Genomic DNA, 17,782 nt, shown 5'->3' on the forward strand with positions numbered 1-17,782 from the left:
TCCCGGCCCGTCTCGGTCACGGCCTAGAGCGGAACATCGTCGTCCAGATTGTCCGCGAAGCCGCCGGGGTTGCCATCCGTGGCCGTGCGGCCGGAAAAGCCGCCAAAGCCGTTCGCCTCGCCACGATCCGGCCCGACATATTCGCCCGACGGTCCTGCCGTGCTGCCGCCCGAAAAGCCGCCGTATCTCTGCTGCTGGTCGCCGCCTGCCGACTGCGGGCCGGTCGTGATATAGTCGTCGTCGTCCTCTTTCGACACCATGTCCGCGCCGGTCGCGAAGTCACCAAAGACGGCCACGTTCATCGAAACCGCGTGGCCGCGATCGGTGATGAAACCGCCGTGGAAGGGCGTGCCATCGCGTTTCATCTCGCGCGGCCATAGCGTCCCCAGATGGTACAGGTTGCCCTCCTTGGCGCGCGCCCAAACCTCATAGGACGGGCTTCGCTCGCTGCGCCGCTCCATCGGCCTCAACTCGGCGTAGGGAGCATTGATTTGTGCGGTGCTGACCCAGCCCGTAATCTTGCGGCCCGTGTTCTTGAACCCGCCGACGGTGATCTGATTACCGTGTGCCATGTCACTCACTCCAAGTAAAACGCATCCGGGGCCAATCCCCATTTGCATTTATACTATACCTTCTTATCAGATTTACTTGTAGTCCATTGTTTTCTTGACAAGATTTCATCGTATCTGGTGAGCCTGAGCAAACAAAAAACAAAAAAACGCATGGCGAAGCCATTCCTTACTGATCAGCGGCGGACGGGAGGGTGCCTGTCTGTCATCGCATCCGGAGCCGCCTTCGCATGGCGCAAGGGCCAGAGGGGATCCGGCCATGCAAGGGACGTTTCGCTGCGGCCTTTAGGAAATCTTGGAGAAAATGGGCCTGCCGACTGCTGAACCCGAGCGATGACGTCGGCAGGCCCATTTTATCCTAGATTTTCTTGGCCGGAGGCAGCCCTTGCAGGGCCGGACCCCCTCTGGCACGCCGCGACAATGCGGGGGCGGCGTAGGATGCGATGACAGACCTCGTCCGACGCTGATTGCGGGCCGAGGCGGCCTCGCCGAGGCCCGCCCCCGAGGACGAGGCGGGACGACGGCGAGATCGCGGACCGGCTCGGCGAGGCGCCCGCGGAAGGGATCGTTACGGCTTCAGCCGCCAAGACCCCGCAAGGGGGCTTGGTCGGAGCGCAGCGGAGATAGAGCCCGGTGCCCGCCTGCGGCGGGCATCCGCCCAAACAACGCTGCCCCCGCCCTGCACGGCCTCGCTTCCGCGTCACCGGATATCGGCGGGCAATGCCGGACGCAAAGTGCCCGCCGGAAGCATCAGGCCCGATCGCAAGGACTGGGGCGCTGGTGCATGCACACGGGAGGGTGCGTGCCGAACGTCGCGCGTCGCCGGGCTTCGGCGCGGTCCAGATCGGGGGCGTCGGCGAAGACCTCGCTCGTATAAGCACCGCGGATGAAATCGTCCCCGGCTGGCGGCACCATGGCGGTACAGGCGGGACAGCCAGCGGCACAGGAGCAGCGCGGCGGGCGGGTGCGTAGCGGACGAAGAGGATGTCGACGGCGTGAAGGCCGAGGGACGGCGGTCGAACAGATCGGGTCCGGACGGGAGGCGGCGAGGTCGGTTTCCATCCCGGCACACTCCGGCGGTTTCGAGGATCACGGGATAGCAGCGGCCGAGCGGCAGGCCGGCGCCCGCGAATCTGGCGGGGATGTCGATCGGCATGACGTTGGGCAGCGTTAGACGCGACCGGGGATAGAGCTGCCGGCAGGTAGCGGGTTCGTCGGTGAGTCTCATCGCTTCGTGACTCCTGCGACAGGAGGAGGTCGCCCGCGCCGGGCTGCTACCGGACGGGGCGGGCTGCCACGCCATCAACCCGGCCTCTGGGACGCGAGGAAAGCCGCCCTGTCCGCGCCGCATCGCAGTGGCAGGAAGCGGCCGTCCGGGCAGAGATAGACGAGGACGTAACAGCCGCGATTGCTCAGCCGCTCGATATTGGCAAAGCTGCCTGCGCTGGATCCGTCCCAGATAACCAGCCCGATATCAGCGAGGCGGGCCATTTCGCGGTCCTTTGCCATGTGCCAGGTGCGCGTCCCTGTAGGAGCGTCAGCGCGGACAATCCTGATCGGCCATCCACCGATATTATGACGCGGGGCACTGCCACTACAGAAGATCGTGCCGTTCCACGCTTGCCGATCGGCGAGGTATTGTTGCACGGCCGTGTCCACGCCGGGAGCATCGCCGATCAGGACCGGCATTTCGCGGTCGATGACACGGCCGAGGCGCTCCAATATCGGAGAAGGAAGACGTCGGATGGAAATCGAGCCGGAAATGAAAACAGACGGTGTGCCGGACCGGACGTTCCGGGCTTCATTGACGATGCTCATCGGGGCGGCCTTCCTCAACCGAACGACTGCGAACCCGCCCCTCTCCCTTCCTCTTCCCCGTGCATCGTCAGGATCGGATCGACGGTCGGGCTTTCCTGGCCGCTTGTCTCCGGCACTCAAGGACTAGGCAGTCGGTCCGGGCCTGATCCAGTCGCTGGCGGGCATCCAGCCAAGGACGTCGCCGCTTCCGGTCAGCCAAAAGGGCATGTCAGTCGGATGACTGATCCCTGTCGTTCGGACCGCGGGAAAAGTACACGGCTGCGAGATTCGGGTCGAGGATGTAGGAGCCGCCCCTGCCCGGGACGGCGGGCGGCCAGTTACGCAGCGCCCTGCAATAGGTCCGAAACGGGATCTTGCGCTGAAGGAGCAGGCGGGTTGCCGTTGCCGCGTATTTCAGTTTCCACATATGTCCGGTCCTTTCCGGGATTGAGGGAGCGGCGCGGAACATGGCCTGCCGGTGATTTGATCAGCGCCATCGTCGGCTGCGGGCTGGCATGCGAGACCATGGTCATCGTAAATGTGAGGTCATCCGTCGGGCGGGCCATCGCATCGTACCAGTTGTTCTCAGGCACACCAACGACGGGATCGAGGATCCGCGCGATCCGCATCGAGAAACGCCTCGAACTCGCGCAGTTCCTCGTCGGTTTCGATAATGACGGGAAAATAACGCCCCAAGGCAAGGCCCGGCCCGCGGTATCGACCCGGAATGTCGATCACGAGCAGCGCAGGGACGGTGACCAGCGGGCGAGAATAGAGCAGCCGCCGCGCGGCGATTTCATCTGACAGGCGCATGGCAGATTTCCTGATAGACTGAGGACAGTCGGGCGCCGCCTGCCGCTCGAAACGCGCTGGGCACGGAAACGTCGACCATCTGGTGGGCTCGACGACGCAGAACAGCCGATGCACTGTGTCGCCCTTATCCACCCCCTCCGCTCCGGCGGGATTGGCAAGGCGATGGATCATTCTCTAGCAAGCGTGCGGTCGAGCGCTTCGTTCCGGACCTCGCGGGCCCATCCTTGGGGATCGGTGTGGTGGTCGAGGAACTCCTGCGCCCACTGGAACACGGTCTCGGCGTCCTGCTGAACCGTGTCCAGCGCGTCACCATAATCGGCGTGATGAGCGCCCTTGCAGTTGTTCTTCATGAAGATCAGCGCACCGGCACACATCGCGCGCGCGTCGGTTCCGTCGCCGGGGATCGTCTTGTGTCAGGGCAAGGGCGGGCCATCGAACTGGACCTGTTGGGTAAAGTCCTCGGGGCGGTAGCCGCCGAGCCATCCAGCCGGGTGCTTGCGGCGCCAGGGGCACTCATTGCACGGCCACGTAAGAAGAGGTTTCATGGGGCGGACACCTCTATTCCGGCTAATATGGTTATACGAGCGGGACGTCGTAGTTCGAATTGCAGCCGGGCTCGCCGGGATAGCGGCCCTCGGGATCGCAGAAGAGAAGTTGCAGCACGTCGTAGCGTTCGTGGCCGAGATATTGACCGGCCTGGATCGTGTAGCGCCCCTTGGCTGCCGGGTCTGCCTGGCGAACACGGACGGGAAAGCGTCCGCCGAGGCTGACATCGCCCACGAGGGGGAAGCCTGCGGCGCGCATCTTGCGGCCGAGCTCGTTCAGGATCGCCGCCGTCGTGTGCGGCGCGAAATTGCCGATGATCAGCAATTCCGGCAGCCCGACATTGGCATTGCCGATCGTGTAGGCGAAGGCGGGCGACTCCTCGCTCGGAAAGATCGCGAAGACGTGCTGGCTGTTGCGGTCGATATTCTCCTGGACAAGGCGCATCAGGTCCGAGTGGTTCGGCATGGTGGTTTCCTTTCATTGAGAGTGTGCAAAAGGGATCGGTCGAGACCGGGCAGGGCGGCCACGCTCAGAAGAAGCGCAGCTGCCGTGGCAGTTCGTCGGTGCCGGCCTCGGCGGACGTATCTTTCGCTGTGCTATCCGAAGGCGGGTTGAGCAGCGCGCGGGCCGCGTCCTCGGCTTCGCGACGCGCAAGCTTGGTGGACCACCCGCCGAGAATGTGGGCGGGCGTGTACCAGCACTCGCGCATTTCCATGGACAGCGAATTGCCGACGATGACGACGGCCGGAATGTGCATCAGCGTGAGCTGGATATAGGCCATGTGGACCGCACAGGGGTCGATATCGACGGCGGTCACGTGGAGATACTGCTGATAGTTGATGCCCCGTGCGCGCATCGCCTCGGCGAGGGCGATGATCATCGCGCCGGCACCGCAGGCCGGTTCGGACGCGCGCACGAAGCCATTGCGTTCGATGAGCTCGGCGAGCTTCTCCGTGTCGCCCAGCGTCATTTCCGCCATAGCGCGGCAGATGTCGTAGGGCGTGAAAAATTGCCCCCTCGTGGCGCTTTTCAGCCCGAGTTCGGCAAAGACCGCACCGAGCACGTCGCCGGGTTCCGCTTCGAGCGCCAGGACGATTTCGGCGAGAACCTGCGGGAAAATCTCGACGACATCGCGCTCGTAGCGGCCGACGATGTCCAGGTACCGTTTCTCGCGGGCGTCCCGGTTCGCATGATCCACGCTGTTGGACAGGGCGATCGCGGCGGTCTCCATGCAGTCGGAGAACACGTTGTGGAGGTCGTAGCGATAGCCGCAGGAGCGCAGCAGCTTGCATATCGTCTTGATGTGTTTGTCATGGGGGTTCATCGCGCATTTCCTGATTGGCGGACGCACGCGAACGGCCCTTCATTCGTGTCGAATGAGGGAAGCGCGGCGACCGGCGGTGTTGGATGGATGTCGGCGGGCGCCCGAGCGAACCCCGATCGACCATCTCCCCTCACCCCCTCCCCTCCATGGGACAGGCGGTCTTCGCGGCGTCATGCAGTGTTCGGAGAAATCCGATCAGGCGATCATGGTCGCGATCCGGGAGGCGGCGCAGCTGAGACGCGAAACGGTAGCAGCGCGCCGGCGGGCCACATGGCGAACTCGACGGGGCCCGTGGCGGCAGTCCCGGAAATCCTCAACAACGTCGAATTCTAGCGGGCCAGTAGATCGCCAAGCTCGGCCAGCGATTGTTCAGCTGTGCAATGGGTGATCCATAGACCACCTCGTTCGATCCACAATGAGCGGTATTTCTCCCAGTCGTCGATGAGGATGTCGCCAGGATTGCGGATGTGTAGGCTCTTGTCCTTCGAAGAGCAGGCAATCATCGGCTGCAATGGGCCGATATGGCGATCGACCCAGGCGCGTTTGTGCGCCGCTGCATCTTCGACGGATGCGGGCACGCCGGTCAGGATAATCGGACGATAGCATTCGAGCCCCCTCCAGAGGTCGGCGAAATCAGGCATCGGCGGGAGCCGGGTGTAGAAGGCGTCGACCTGACGGACAGCGTCCCACTCCACGTTGTCGGTGACGATCGACGGCCGCGTGCCGAGCATCTGTTCATAGCCGGTATCGAAGTCAGCGAGGACGCCGTCCATGTCGACGAAAATGATCGGAAGGGTCATTGAAGCCTCCGGTTTTCAACGCAATGTCCGTCGTCAGAACATTTGGCGCAACTCGCGGCGTAAATTAGCGGAGCGCGGGCCTCGTCTGGGGGCTGATATTAGGCGGCGAGCTTGCGGTGCAGCAAGCGCCGATGTTCGATGGTCTGTCGTTTGATCCTTTCGCGCTGTTTGATGATGGCAGGTGCCCTGCCGAAGTAGGCGTCGGCTGGCGTCACGTTGCCGAGGCTTTCATGGTATCGGCGGTGATTATAGTGGTCGATGAAGGCCTCGATCTGGGCCTCCAGATCGCCGGGCAGGAAGTAATTTTCCAACAGGATGCGGTTCTTGAGGGTCTGGTGCCAGCGTTCGATCTTGCCCTGGGTCTGAGGATGCATCGGGGCACCGCGGACATGGCTCATGCCGTTGGCGCCGATCCATTCGGCCAGCTCTTCAGCGATATAACTGGGACCATTATCGCTGAGCAGCTTCGGTTTTTGCACGACCCTGGCCGAAGAACAACCCGAGGCTTCGAGCGCCAGCTCCAGCGTGTCGGTGACGTCCTCGGCACGCATGGTGGTGCACAGCTTCCAAGCGATGACGTAACGGGAGAAGTCGTCGAGCACGGTCGACAGATACACCCAGCCCCACCCGATGATCTTGAAGTAGGTGAAGTCGGTCTGCCACATCTCGTTCGGCCGTGTCGTCTTCGTGTGGAACGCATCGGCCGCCTTGATCACGATGAAGGCCGGGCTGGTGATCAGGTCATGGGCCTTCAACAGACGGTAGACCGTGGCTTCCGACACGAAGTAGCGCTTCTCGTCGGTGAAGCGCACCGCGAGCTCGCGGGGTGACAGATCGGTTGTATCCAACGCCATGTCGATGATTTGCTGCTGGATATCATCGCCGATGCGGTTCCACACTCGGCTTGGAGCCGATGGCCGATCCTCCAGTGCCTCCGGGCCGCCCTCGAGGTAACGGTCGTACCAGCGGTAGAAGGTTCTGCGCGGGATACCGAGCTGGTCCAGCGTGCGTTTAGCCGGCAGGTGCGATTGCTCGACGATCCTGAGGATCTCCAGCTTCTCGGATGCGGGATACCTCATTCGCCGCCTTCCCCATCCGCGATCATGCTTTTTTGAGCAGACGGTTCTCCAGCGTCAGATCGGCGACGCATTCCTTCAGCGCACGGGCTTCGCGGCGCAGGTCATGCACCTCGCCGGTGGTCGCGGCACGGGCGGTGTCGCCCGCCAAGCGCCGCTTGCCCGCTTCCATGAACTCCTTCGACCAGGTATAGTACAGGCTCTGCGCTATGCCTTCCTTGCGGCACAGCTCGGCGATGCTGTCCTCGCCGCGCAGCCCTTCCAGTACGATCCGGATCTTGTCCTCTGCTGAGAAGTGCCGGCGTGTCGCGCGCCGGATATCCTTCACCACCCGTTCCGCAGGGGCTTGGCCGATTTTTTCAAGGAGGATTTGGGCTTCATCTTCGTTCCTTCGTCACTACGACGAAGCCCAAATCCTCCTTACTTCACAACCTCAAATCTGTGCCATTGGTGCTGACGGCGGACACTGTTAGGACCGAACGGATTGCCGACATACAATGCGCCCGACCTTGGATCATAGATATCGAAGGATGGGTCGACACCGCCCGGTCCACGCTCCCAGTATTCTTCTTCAATTCTGATGCGCTCAAGTTCCTTGATCTCATCCCAAGACAGAGAGCCGTCTCCGGCAGGCCGAGCATCGAGCCAGGCGCGTACGTATCCGACGGCGAGCACGACAAGCGCCGTCGGCGGGAAGAACAGGATATTGAGATAGCCAGCAAATGCGCTGTCGTAGAAGGAAGCCAGCGGCGCCACCTTCACGGAAGCCGCCATTCCCATCCACCAAACGGGGATCGCCACCCACCAGAGTTTGGCATACCAGGGACGCCAGAGCCATTCAGACACGCGCGTGCGCGGTGCCAGCGGGACATCGGCATGTCCAAAGGCGGGCTCAAAATAGCGGTTCACGGCATATTCCTTCATAGAAAATGATAGCACAGTTCCGTTGAAAAGAAAAGCCCATATCCACACATTATATATAAATATCAAAAACTTGCCGGAGTTGCCAACGTGCTGTGGCCGGACGTCTTTCTCATCCGCAAGGCAGATGACAAACGTAGCGACATGATGGAGAGCGAGTATCTGGCACAAAACTGACATTGATCTTCCCCCGGTTGCGCGGACACCGATGAAGGGCTCATTGGAGCCAGGAGGTGTAAGATGGCAAAGGTTGGGAAGCGATATTTCACGGACGAGTTCAAGCGCGAGGCGGTGACGCTATGGGAGACGAGCGGTCGGATGCAGGCCGACGTTGCGCGTGAGTTGGGTATCATGCCGACGATGTTGAGGCGCTGGCAACGGGCACTGGAGATCAAGGGGACAGTGCCTGCGGCGAAGCCGCTATCATCGTCGATGGCGTCGCCGGCGGATCAGGCGTCGGAGATTGCCAGGCTACGCCGCGAGCTCGATCGCACGCGCATGGAGCGCGACATTCTAAAAAAGCGGTCGGCATTTGCGCGGAGATGCCACGGTGAAGTTCCAGTTCATCCGCGCCCATGCTGGCCCCTGGCCGGTCAGCGTCATGTGCCGCATGCTCGGTGTGTCGCGCAGCGGCTATTACGATTGGCGCGATCGACCGCCGAGTATGCGCATGACGGAGAACGCCGTGTTGCTCGCCGATATCCGCCGGATCCAGGCGCGGCATTCCGGGCGATACGGCAGTCCCCGGATGCATGCCGCGCTGCGCGCGGAAGGGCGCGGCTGCAGCCGCGGTCGTGTCGAGCGGCTGATGCGCCGTCACGGCATTCGTGCGCTTGCCGGTCGCCGCTTTCGGCCCTCGACGACCGACAGCCGCCATTACCTGCCGATCGCGCCGAACCTGCTAGCGCAGCGCTTCGAAGCAACGGCGCCGAACCGCGTGTGGCTGGCCGATATCAGCTATATCCCGACCGGCGAAGGCTGGCTGTATCTGGCGGCCGTGCTCGATCTGGCGACGCGCAAGATCGTGGGCTGGGCGATGCGGGATCACATGCGCACCGAACTGACGCTCGCTGCGTTGATGATGGCCGCCCAACGGCAGCGACCAGCACGCGGACTCGTGCATCACTCCGATCGCGGATCGCAATATGCCGCCGGGGCTTATGTCGATCAACTCACCGCGATCGGCGCGACCGCGTCGATGAGCCGCACCGGAAACTGTTACGACAACGCGCCGATGGAGAGCTTCTTTCATACGCTGAAGGTCGAACTGGTCCATCAATGCCGCTGGGCAACGCACGTCGAAGCCCGGCAGGCTCTGTTCGGATATATCGAAGGCTATTATAATCGGCATCGCATGCACTCGGCGCTCGGGTATCTCACCCCCGAACAGGCCGAGCAACGCATGACGGGCTAACCCTAGTGTCCGCACAACCGGAGGAAGATCACTCCCGGCGCCGCGAGCCGGCGACACCCCACAGCATCGTCACTTCGGAAGACCGGATGCTGCAGCATCCTCCGCTCGCCGACTGTGCCCGCTATGATCTGCTGCGAGGCTATGATGCAGCGGCATGATATGATCGACACGATGCGCGGCCTCGGACTCAAGGGCATGGCGGCGGCGTTCGACGAGGCGGTCACCACCGGCCTCCAGCGCAAGCGCACCACCATGGAGATACTGACCGACCTGCTCCGTGCTGAGGCGACCCACCGGGATGCAGCCTCCATCCGCTATCGGATGACGGCTGCGAGGCTGCCCGTGGTGAAGGACCTGGAGCGGTTCAGCTTCGAGGGCACACCGATCAATGAGGAGATGATCCGCTCCCTTCACGATGGCTCCTTCCTCCCGCCTCGCCGCAATATCGTGCTGGTCGGCGGCACGGGGACAGGCAAGACCCACCTCGCCATCGCGATCACCGCCAATGTCGTGCGAAGGGGCGCTCGCGCCCGCTACTTCAACACCGTCGATCTGGTGACACGCCTCGAAGAGGAGACCCGGATCGGCAAAGGCGGGACCCTGGCGGCGCAGCTGTCGCGGCTCGACCTGATCGTGCTCGACGAGCTCGGTTATCTGCCGTTCGCCCGCTCGGGAGGGCAGTTGCTGTTCCACCTCATCAGCAAGCTTTATGAGCGGACCAGCGTCATCATCACCACGAACCTCGCCTTCGGCGAATGGCCGACCGTGTTCGGCGATCCCAAGATGACCACGGCGCTGCTCGACCGCGTCACCCACCACTGCGATATCGTCGAGACGGGCAACGACAGCTGGCGCTTCAAAAACCGCAGCTGACAGCCACCTTCGGCGCCTTCAAAAATCTATCTTGCGCTGCGCGCGCCTCCGGTCGGGCTACGCCCGCCCTCCGCCGCACGCAGCGCAAGGCCATCTTCAACAAACCAGCATCATATTATCCGAAAAGGGGGTCCCTCTTCGACGCCGATCGGGGGTCCCTTTTGAACGCCGTTTGACATCCGAGGAGCTACCGGCCGGACGACGCGCGATAATGGGAAGGCCGGGCTAAGCGCCGGTCTTCGCCTTGTCGAACTTGCCCTTGAGCACCTTCGCACCGTCTCGGAGAAAATCGAGATGGTCGGACCAGTGCTGCATCATCCTGACGCGCTCGTCCCAATATTCGCCGCGCGTGTAGGCGCGGCGCACGGCGTTGTTGTCGCAATGGGCAAGCTGCCGCTCGATTGCGTCGGGATGCCATAGGCCCATCTCGTTCAGCAAAGTCGCGGCCATCGCGCGGAAACCATGGCCCGTCATTTCATCCTGTGCGAAGCCCATGCGACGCAGCGCCGCGTTGATAGTGTTCTCCGACATTGGCCGATCGACCGAGCGCAGCGATGGGAACAGGAAGCGGCTATAATCGGCGTCATGCTCGATGGTTTCGAGGATGGCGAGCGCCTGGGCGGAGAGCGGGATGACGTGCGGACGCCGCATCTTGGTCTTGTGCGCTGGGACGGTCCACAACGCCTTGTCGAAATCGAAGTCGCTCCATTCGGCATAGCGAAGCTCGCCGGGACGCACGAACACATGCGGCAGCAGTTGAAGCGCCGCCTTAGTGTTTGGAAGCCCCTCGAACGCCTCGATAGCGCGGAGTAACCCGCCCGCCCCTGCGGGGCTGGTGATCGCGGCGCGGTGGACCGGCTTAGGCGCGATCAGCGCGCCGCGCAGATCAGCGGCAACGTCGCGCTCCGCTCGCGCCGTGGCGATGGCGTAGCGGAATATCTGCGAACAGGTGCTGCGCAGCCGTTTGGCCGTCTCGTAGCGGCCCTTGCTCTCCATCTTGCGGAGCATCACCAACAACTCCTGAGCGGAGATAGCGGCAATGGGGCGCTTGCCGATTGACGTGTTGATGAAATCCAGAAGCCAACGCAGTTTCTTCATGGTGACGGCTGAACGGCCTTCGCGCTCAACCTTGATTAGCCATTCGTCGGCCACAGCCTTGAAGCTGTTGGAAGCTGCGACCGTCGCGGCGATCCGCTCAAGCTTGATCTGCTCGGCGGGATCACCGCCCCGCGCCAACACCTTGCGCGTGGCGTCGCGCTGCTCGCGGGCTTCGGCAAGGCCGGTGTCGGGCCACACGCCGAACGCCAACGTCTTCTGCTTGCTCAGGTGGCGATAGTTCATGCGCCAGTAGCGCGCGCCATTGGGAGAAACGAGAAGATAAAGCCCATCGCCGTCGGCGAGTTTGTAGGGCTTAGAACGGCCCTTGGCCGCTTTGATTGCCACAACGGAAAGCGCCATGATGGTATCTCCAATCCGGGGATCGGCGCGCTACCATCAAATCTACCATAAAATTGCTGGCATGTGATGGTATCAAGCCGCTCCGTATGGGATGCTTGTACCACAGAGAATCCGCATAAAACAGCCAGTTATGGCACTTTATGACATCCGCTGGGAGCGGATTTTGGTGACCCCTACGGGACTCGAACCCGTGTTTTCGCCGTGAGAGGGCGACGTCCTGGACCGCTAGACGAAGGGGCCACGGGCGGCAGAGCCGCTTGCGAAGGCGCGTGACTTAAGCGCGGGGCCAGTCCAAGTCAAGCGGGCAAGAAAAAGGGCAGCGATGCTGCCGTCGCCGCCCGGTTTCAGGAGAGGGAGCCGTGCCTACTGGTCGATGTCGCGGCGGAAGGTTTCGGGCAGGAACAGGAGGCCGATCACGAGCGTGATCACCGCCACCACCACCGGATACCAGAGGCCGTAGTAGATGTCGCCCGTCGCCGCGACCATCGCGAAGGCCGTGGTCGGCAGGAAGCCGCCGAACCAGCCGTTGCCGATGTGATACGGCAGCGACATTGAGGTGTAGCGGATACGGCTCGGGAACAGCTCGACGAGCAGTGCCGCGATCGGGCCGTAGACCGCCGTCACCAGCAGCACGAGGAAGAACAGGATCGCCACAACCATCGGCTTGTCGATCTCAGCCGGGTCCGCGGCGGCAGGATAGCCGGCATCGCCGAGCGCGGCCTTCACCTGATCCTGGAAGGCGGCGATCGCCGCCGCGCGCTCGGTGCCCGTCACCACGGCGGGATTGGGAGCGGCGATCGCGGTGCCGCCGATGCGGATCTCGGCGACGGTGCCCGCAGACGCCTCGACATTCTCGTAGTTGAGGCCGGCCTTGGCGAGATACGCCTTGGCGATGTCGCAGCTCGTGGCGTCGAACCTGTTCTTGCCGATCGGGTCGAACTGGAACGAGCACTCCGCCCCGTTCGCCGTCACGCTGATCGGCGCTGCCGCCTGCGCTGCGGCGAGCGCCGGGTTCGCTGCCTTGGTGAGCGCGCCGAACAGCGGGAAGTAGGTAAGCGCCGCGATCAGACAGCCGGTGAGGATGATCGGCTTGCGGCCGATCCTGTCGGAGAGCCAGCCGAAAAAGATGAAGAACGGCGTGCCGAGCACGAGCGCGATGGCGATGAGGATGTTGGCGGTCGCGCCGTCCACCTTCAGCGTCTTTTCAAGGAAGAACAGCGCGTAGAACTGGCCCGTGTACCAGACCACCGCCTGACCTGCAACCGCACCCATCAGCGCGACCAGTACCCACCTGAGGTTGCCCCACTTGCCGAACGCCTCGGTGAGCGGCGCCTTCGACGTGGTGCCCTCTTCCTTCATCTTCTGGAAGACCGGGCTTTCGGAGAGCTGCAGGCGAATCCACATCGAAATCGCGAGCAGGATGATCGAGACGAGGAACGGGATGCGCCAGCCCCAGTCGGCGAAGGCTTCCTCGCCCATCACGGTGCGGATGCCGATGACGACGAGCAGCGCCGCGAACAGCCCGAGCGTCGCCGTGGTCTGGATCCAGCTCGTGTAGAGGCCGCGCTTGTGGTTGGGCGCGTGCTCGGCAACGTATGTGGCCGCACCGCCGTACTCGCCGCCGAGCGCGAGGCCCTGGAGCAGGCGCAGCGCCACGAGGATGAACGGCGCGGCGACACCGATGCTGGTATAGGACGGCAGCAGGCCGACCGCGAAGGTCGACAGGCCCATGATGCCCATCGTCACGAGGAAGGTGTTCTTGCGTCCGACGATGTCGCCGATGCGCCCGAAGAAAATGGCGCCGAAGGGCCTGACCGCGAAACCGGCCGCAAAGGCCGCGAGCGCGAGGATGAACCCCGTCGTCTCGTTCACGCCCGAGAAGAAGTGGGACGAGATATAGAGCGCCAGAAGGCCGTAGAGATAGAAATCATACCATTCGAACACGGTGCCCAGCGACGACGCGGCGATGACGAGCTTTTCGCTCTGCGTCGCCTTGTGGTGCTTGGGCACGTTTTCATATGTCGTCGCCATGTCCCTGTTCCCTCTCCCTCAGAAATTGTATTTCGCTGCAAATTCCAGACGATCGAGCTGCCCGGCAAGCCCGTTCAGCAACTTTCGTTCACCGTGCCGGTATTCCACGCCGAGATCGAGACTCCTGACCGGCGACCAGAACAGGTTGCCCGCCACGCTCCATGCCTTGTCGCTCGCCGTGAGCGGCGCCGTCGACGGGTAGGCGGCGTTCTGGTAGCCGGCCATCACCGTCGAGCGCAGCGATGGCGTCCAGCCGATCTTGAGCGCCGCGAGCGCCGCGAAGGTTCGGACCGTATCGAGCGTGCCCGCAAGGCCGTCGTAAACCGCATCCGGCGCGAAGTTGAGGCCGACATACCGGCCGATGCCCTCGCCGTAGGTCGCCATAAAGCGCAGGTCGTGCCGCTTGTCCGGCCCGAACACGATCTTTCCCGCGCCGCTCACGCCCCAGCCCGTCGCCGTTTCGGAAGCACTGCCGTCATCGACGGAGAGTTTGCGGAACAGTCCCGCGAGCGAGAGTTCGCCGAAGGGGGCCGTATAGGCGAGGCGCGCGGCAAGATCGGGAAGGCGATCGTCGTCGTTCTCGGCGAGCGCCGGCGAGGCCGGCGTGATCGTGGCCGATTCCGCGTTTTCGGCGGCGACGCTGAGCGCGAGGCCCGGCCCCAGCTTCGCCGTGTAGCGCACGAGCGGCTGGCGGACGAACACCGTCCCCTCGGTGGGGCCGACGAAATCCGTGGTTTCGGGAAGCGCACCGACATACTGGAACGTCGACCAGTCCTGCCCGACAAGCAGGTTGTCAAACTGCACCCACGCGCGGCGCAGCGCGAGGTTGTAGCCGTTGGTGGTGCGCTCCGAGCCCTGCGTGCCGGGCGAGGTCTGGAAATCGGTTTCGAGATAGCCCTTCAGCGTGTGGCCCGACACGTCGGTCGAGAGGTTCAGCCACAGGCGCGTCTGCTTCGCGGAAAAATCGCTGTCGGTCGACTCGCGCGTGCCGCCCGCGGGGATCGCCTGCGGCAGATAGAAGTCGCGGCCGGGCGAAGTCCCGGCGACATCGCCGTCGTCCCAGCGGCTGAACGTGGCGACGGTCTTCAGGAAGCCGCCGATCTTCACGGCGGTGCCGCCGACCTTGAAACCATCCGCGGGCGGAGCCACCGCGGCGCGGCTTTCGGCAAGCCGGGCGCGCAGCGCGGCGTTTTCAGCGCGGGACGCTTCAAGCTCCCCGGCAAGCGCGGCCATGCGGCTCTCGATCGCGCTCATGCGCGCTTCGATGCGGCCTTCGGCGCGCGCCGGCCCGACGGCAATGGCGATCAGGGCGACCCCGACGCAAAGGCCGGAGCGCGAACGCGCGGTCATGGCAATCCTCCCAAAATCCGGCCGATCCCCGCGACGGGACTGTGCCGACGCTGATCAGCATCGCGTCGGGCAGGGAGCGCGAACACCCCGACCATGGTCGAATGCGTCTACGACCTTGGTCGAGGGTGCAGGGACGCCGCCCGGCGTTCTATGAGTCTCCCCAAACAGAAATGGGAGGATCATCATGGCCAGTCTCGCCGTATCCGCAGGTAGCGCCGCCGCGACCTATCCGGTTCCCGCCGCGTGGCGCGCACGCGCCATGATCAATCCCGAAACCTACGCCGCCTTCTATGCGGAGGCGGCGCGCGATCCCGACGCCTTCTGGACGCGCGAGGCGCAGCGGCTCGACTGGATGACGCCGTTCACGACGGTGAAGAACACGTCGTTCAACGAAGCCGACTTCGGCATCCGCTGGTTCGAGGACGGCGCGCTCAACGTCTCGGCGAACTGCCTCGACCGCCACGTCGCCGAGCGCCCCGACGCGACCGCGATCATCTGGGAAGGCGACGAGCCCGGCGACAGCCGCATCATCAGCTACCGCGAACTCCACGCGGAGGTCTGCCGCCTTGCGAACGCGCTGAAGGCAAGCGGCATCCGCAAGGGCGACCGCGTGACGATCTACCTGCCGATGATCCCGGAGGCCGCCGTCTCCATGCTCGCCTGCGCGCGCATCGGCGCGATCCATTCCGTGGTGTTCGGCGGCTTCTCGCCGGACAGTCTCGCCGGACGCATCACCGACTGCGATTCCCAGCTCGTCATCACCGCCGACGAAGGCCTGCGCGGCGGCAAGCGCGTGCCGCTGAAGGCCAACGTCGACGAGGCGCTGACGCACTGCACGAGCGTCTCGAAGGTCATCGTCGTGCGCCGCACCGGCGCCGACATCGCCATGACCGACGGCCGCGACGTCTGGTATCACGACGCGGTCGCCGCCGCCGCGCCGGACTGCGCGGCCGAGCCGATGAACGCGGAGGACCCGCTGTTCATCCTCTACACCTCCGGCTCCACCGGAAAACCCAAGGGCGTGCTGCACACGACCGGCGGCTATCTCGTGTGGGCGTCGATGACGCACCGGTACGTGTTCGATTACCGCCCCGGCGAGGTCTTCTGGTGCGCGGCGGACGTGGGCTGGGTGACGGGCCACACCTATGTCGTCTACGGCGCGCTCGCGAACGGCGCGACGACGCTGATGTACGAGGGCATCCCGAACTACCCGGACTTCAGCCGCTTCTGGACCATCATCGACAAATATCAGGTCGAGATCTTCTACGCCGCGCCGACCGCGCTGCGCGCACTGATGCGCGAGGGCGACGACTGGGTGACGCGGACGCGCCGCACGTCGCTCCGCCTGCTCGGCACGGTCGGCGAGCCGATCAACCCGGAGGCGTGGGAATGGTATCACCGCGTCGTCGGCGAGGGACGCTGCCCGATCGTCGACACGTGGTGGCAGACGGAAACCGGCGCGGCGATGATCTCCCCCATGCCCGGCGCCACCGACCTGAAGCCCGGCAGCGCGACGAAGCCGATGTTCGGCGTGAAGCCCGAACTCGTCGACGCCGAGGGCAAGGTGCTGGAGGGTGCCGCCGAGGGCAATCTCGTCATCACCGATAGCTGGCCGGGGCAGGCGCGCACGATCTGGGGCGACCACGAGCGCTTCTTCCAGACCTATTTCACGACATATCCCGGCAAGTATTTCACCGGCGACGGCTGCCGCCGCGATGCTGACGGCTATTACTGGATCACCGGCCGCGTCGACGACGTGATCAACGTCTCCGGCCACCGCATGGGCACCGCCGAGATCGAAAGCGCGCTCGTCGCGCACGCGAAGGTCGCCGAGGCCGCCGTCGTCGGGATGCCGCACGCGGTGAAGGGCCAGGGCATCTACGCCTATGTGACGCTGAACGCCAACGAGGAGGGCGACGACGCGCTGCGCCGCGACCTCGTGCAGTGGGTGCGCCGCGAGATCGGCCCCATCGCGACCCCGGACGCCGTCCAGTTCGCCCCCGGCCTCCCCAAGACGCGATCGGGCAAGATCATGCGGCGCATCCTCCGCAAGATCGCGGAAGGCGACGTCTCCAACCTCGGCGACACCTCGACGCTTGCCGATCCTTCCGTGGTTGCGAACCTCGTCGCCAATCGCCAGAGTTGAGGCCGCATGGCAGGCGAGAGCATCCTGATCGCGGACGACCACCCGCTGTTCCGACAGGCGCTCTCGCTCGCCGCCTCCAGCGTCCGCCCCGACGCCCGCATCATCGAGGCGGGAACGCTCGACACCGCCGCGCACGCGGCGGAAACGAACGCGGACATCGCGCTCATCCTGCTCGATCTCAACATGCCGGGCGCCACAGGCTATTCGGGCGTCGCGCTGCTCCACGCCGAGCGGCCGGGCGTGCCGATCCTCGTGGTGTCGAGCGCGGAGGCGTCGTCTGCGGCGGCGGAGGCGCGCCGCTTCGGCGCGGTGGGCTTCGTCAGCAAGGAAAGCGATCTCGCCGCGATCGAAAAGGCCATCGCCCGTGCGCTCGCGGGCGAGACGATCGAGACCCCGGCAAGCGGCGAACTCGACGATGTCGCGGCCCGCGTCGCGGCGCTGACGCCCACCCAGCTTCGCGTCCTCCTCGGCGTGCTCGACGGACGGCTGAACAAGCAGATCGCCTTCGACCTCGGCATCACCGAAGCGACCGTGAAGGCGCACATGACGGCGATCCTGCGCAAGCTCGACGTCGGCAACCGCACGCAGGCGGCGCTCGCGGCACGCGCGCTCGGCATCGGTATCAAGCACTAGAACGGGTTGTGATCTCATGGGATCACCCCTC

The 17,782-nt window shown here is 64.3% G+C and carries 17 protein-coding genes, 1 tRNA gene and 1 pseudogene; 5 read left to right on the forward strand and 14 right to left on the reverse strand.

Annotated features, from left to right (window positions below; translation table 11 throughout):
* Positions 1-23 precede the first annotated feature (23 nt).
* The 10 genes and pseudogenes from PE061_RS00520 to PE061_RS00565 form a co-directional block, all read right to left on the reverse strand.
* Positions 24-572: a DUF736 family protein gene (locus tag PE061_RS00520; protein ID WP_271257298.1), complete on the reverse strand. Its 549-nt coding sequence runs from the start codon at positions 570-572 to the stop codon at positions 24-26.
* A 1,299-nt stretch (positions 573-1,871) separates the two neighbouring features.
* On the reverse strand, positions 1,872-2,387 hold the full coding sequence (locus PE061_RS00525; RefSeq protein WP_271257299.1) for a hypothetical protein: 516 nt from the start codon (positions 2,385-2,387) through the stop codon (positions 1,872-1,874).
* 317 nt (positions 2,388-2,704) lie between these two features.
* Positions 2,705-2,995, reverse strand: a complete 291-nt coding sequence (locus PE061_RS00530; protein ID WP_271257300.1) for a hypothetical protein — start codon at positions 2,993-2,995, stop codon at positions 2,705-2,707.
* Positions 2,952-3,179, reverse strand: coding sequence for a hypothetical protein (locus tag PE061_RS00535; RefSeq protein ID WP_271257301.1), 228 nt, complete (start codon positions 3,177-3,179; stop codon positions 2,952-2,954). Before PE061_RS00535 ends, PE061_RS00530 begins: the two co-directional genes overlap by 44 nt.
* A gap of 167 nt (positions 3,180-3,346) precedes the next feature.
* Complete coding sequence (locus tag PE061_RS00540) at positions 3,347-3,529, reverse strand: hypothetical protein (RefSeq protein ID WP_271257302.1); 183 nt, start codon at positions 3,527-3,529, stop codon at positions 3,347-3,349.
* A gap of 226 nt (positions 3,530-3,755) precedes the next feature.
* Entirely contained in the window at positions 3,756-4,190 is a 435-nt protein-coding gene (locus PE061_RS00545; RefSeq protein WP_271257303.1) for a DUF4262 domain-containing protein, read from the reverse strand.
* 64 nt (positions 4,191-4,254) lie between these two features.
* Positions 4,255-5,049: an N-6 DNA methylase gene (locus PE061_RS00550; RefSeq protein WP_271257304.1), complete on the reverse strand. Its 795-nt coding sequence runs from the start codon at positions 5,047-5,049 to the stop codon at positions 4,255-4,257.
* Between the two features lie 329 nt (positions 5,050-5,378).
* Complete coding sequence (locus tag PE061_RS00555; RefSeq protein ID WP_271257305.1) at positions 5,379-5,849, reverse strand: hypothetical protein; 471 nt, start codon at positions 5,847-5,849, stop codon at positions 5,379-5,381.
* 98 nt (positions 5,850-5,947) lie between these two features.
* Positions 5,948-7,306, reverse strand: a pseudogene (locus PE061_RS00560) (IS3 family transposase).
* Positions 7,307-7,345: 39 nt separating this feature from the next.
* Positions 7,346-8,026, reverse strand: a complete 681-nt coding sequence (locus PE061_RS00565; RefSeq protein WP_271257306.1) for a hypothetical protein — start codon at positions 8,024-8,026, stop codon at positions 7,346-7,348.
* Between the two features lie 60 nt (positions 8,027-8,086).
* Between PE061_RS00565 and PE061_RS00570 the strand changes: the two genes are divergently transcribed.
* The 3 genes from PE061_RS00570 (at position 8,087) to istB (ending at position 10,133) form a co-directional block, all read left to right on the forward strand.
* Positions 8,087-9,260 (forward strand): IS3 family transposase gene (locus PE061_RS00570; RefSeq protein ID WP_420794306.1). Its coding sequence is split into 2 segments (ribosomal slippage): positions 8,087-8,370 and positions 8,369-9,260, totalling 1,176 coding nucleotides; the frame shifts between segments, so codons are not numbered across the junction.
* A gap of 5 nt (positions 9,261-9,265) precedes the next feature.
* Positions 9,266-9,418, forward strand: coding sequence for a hypothetical protein (locus PE061_RS00575; protein WP_271256237.1), 153 nt, complete (start codon positions 9,266-9,268; stop codon positions 9,416-9,418).
* Positions 9,405-10,133, forward strand: coding sequence for an IS21-like element helper ATPase IstB (istB, locus tag PE061_RS00580; protein WP_031304487.1), 729 nt, complete (start codon positions 9,405-9,407; stop codon positions 10,131-10,133). Before PE061_RS00575 ends, istB begins: the two co-directional genes overlap by 14 nt.
* Before the next feature lie 225 nt (positions 10,134-10,358).
* Here the strand turns inward: istB and PE061_RS00585 are convergent, their stop codons facing one another.
* From PE061_RS00585 to PE061_RS00600, 4 genes are all read right to left on the reverse strand, one after another.
* Entirely contained in the window at positions 10,359-11,591 is a 1,233-nt protein-coding gene (locus tag PE061_RS00585) for a tyrosine-type recombinase/integrase (RefSeq protein WP_271257307.1), read from the reverse strand.
* Between the two features lie 164 nt (positions 11,592-11,755).
* A tRNA-Glu gene (locus PE061_RS00590) sits at positions 11,756-11,831 on the reverse strand.
* 123 nt (positions 11,832-11,954) lie between these two features.
* Positions 11,955-13,622 carry an MFS transporter gene (locus PE061_RS00595; protein ID WP_271257308.1) on the reverse strand — a complete coding sequence of 556 codons (1,668 nt, stop codon included), beginning with the start codon at positions 13,620-13,622 and terminating at the stop codon, positions 11,955-11,957.
* 18 nt (positions 13,623-13,640) lie between these two features.
* Positions 13,641-14,972 carry a DcaP family trimeric outer membrane transporter gene (locus PE061_RS00600; RefSeq protein ID WP_271257309.1) on the reverse strand — a complete coding sequence of 444 codons (1,332 nt, stop codon included), beginning with the start codon at positions 14,970-14,972 and terminating at the stop codon, positions 13,641-13,643.
* A 184-nt stretch (positions 14,973-15,156) separates the two neighbouring features.
* On the opposite strand from PE061_RS00600, the gene acs reads away from it, so the two are divergent.
* Both acs and PE061_RS00610 read left to right on the forward strand, forming a co-directional pair.
* Positions 15,157-17,118, forward strand: coding sequence for an acetate--CoA ligase (gene acs / locus PE061_RS00605; protein WP_271257310.1), 1,962 nt, complete (start codon positions 15,157-15,159; stop codon positions 17,116-17,118).
* A 6-nt stretch (positions 17,119-17,124) separates the two neighbouring features.
* Complete coding sequence (locus tag PE061_RS00610; protein ID WP_271257311.1) at positions 17,125-17,751, forward strand: response regulator transcription factor; 627 nt, start codon at positions 17,125-17,127, stop codon at positions 17,749-17,751.
* Positions 17,752-17,782 lie beyond the last annotated feature (31 nt).

The organism is Sphingosinicella microcystinivorans, assembly GCF_027941835.1.
Taxonomy (GTDB): Bacteria; Pseudomonadota; Alphaproteobacteria; order Sphingomonadales; family Sphingomonadaceae; genus Sphingosinicella.

Bases quoted from the DNA above. Each gene is read 5' to 3' on its own strand.
- PE061_RS00520 (WP_271257298.1), bottom strand. From the start codon at position 572: ATGGCACACGGTAATCAGATCACCGTCGGCGGGTTCAAGAACACGGGC.
- PE061_RS00525 (WP_271257299.1), bottom strand. From the start codon at position 2,387: ATGAGCATCGTCAATGAAGCCCGGAACGTCCGGTCCGGCACACCGTCT.
- PE061_RS00530 (WP_271257300.1), bottom strand. From the start codon at position 2,995: ATGCGGATCGCGCGGATCCTCGATCCCGTCGTTGGTGTGCCTGAGAAC.
- PE061_RS00535 (WP_271257301.1), bottom strand. From the start codon at position 3,179: ATGCGCCTGTCAGATGAAATCGCCGCGCGGCGGCTGCTCTATTCTCGC.
- PE061_RS00540 (WP_271257302.1), bottom strand. From the start codon at position 3,529: ATGAAGAACAACTGCAAGGGCGCTCATCACGCCGATTATGGTGACGCG.
- PE061_RS00545 (WP_271257303.1), bottom strand. From the start codon at position 4,190: ATGCCGAACCACTCGGACCTGATGCGCCTTGTCCAGGAGAATATCGAC.
- PE061_RS00550 (WP_271257304.1), bottom strand. From the start codon at position 5,049: ATGAACCCCCATGACAAACACATCAAGACGATATGCAAGCTGCTGCGC.
- PE061_RS00555 (WP_271257305.1), bottom strand. From the start codon at position 5,849: ATGACCCTTCCGATCATTTTCGTCGACATGGACGGCGTCCTCGCTGAC.
- PE061_RS00565 (WP_271257306.1), bottom strand. From the start codon at position 8,026: ATGTCAGTTTTGTGCCAGATACTCGCTCTCCATCATGTCGCTACGTTT.
- istB (WP_031304487.1), top strand. From the start codon at position 9,405: ATGCAGCGGCATGATATGATCGACACGATGCGCGGCCTCGGACTCAAG.
- PE061_RS00585 (WP_271257307.1), bottom strand. From the start codon at position 11,591: ATGGCGCTTTCCGTTGTGGCAATCAAAGCGGCCAAGGGCCGTTCTAAG.
- PE061_RS00595 (WP_271257308.1), bottom strand. From the start codon at position 13,622: ATGGCGACGACATATGAAAACGTGCCCAAGCACCACAAGGCGACGCAG.
- PE061_RS00600 (WP_271257309.1), bottom strand. From the start codon at position 14,972: ATGACCGCGCGTTCGCGCTCCGGCCTTTGCGTCGGGGTCGCCCTGATC.
- acs (WP_271257310.1), top strand. From the start codon at position 15,157: ATGGCCAGTCTCGCCGTATCCGCAGGTAGCGCCGCCGCGACCTATCCG.
- PE061_RS00610 (WP_271257311.1), top strand. From the start codon at position 17,125: ATGGCAGGCGAGAGCATCCTGATCGCGGACGACCACCCGCTGTTCCGA.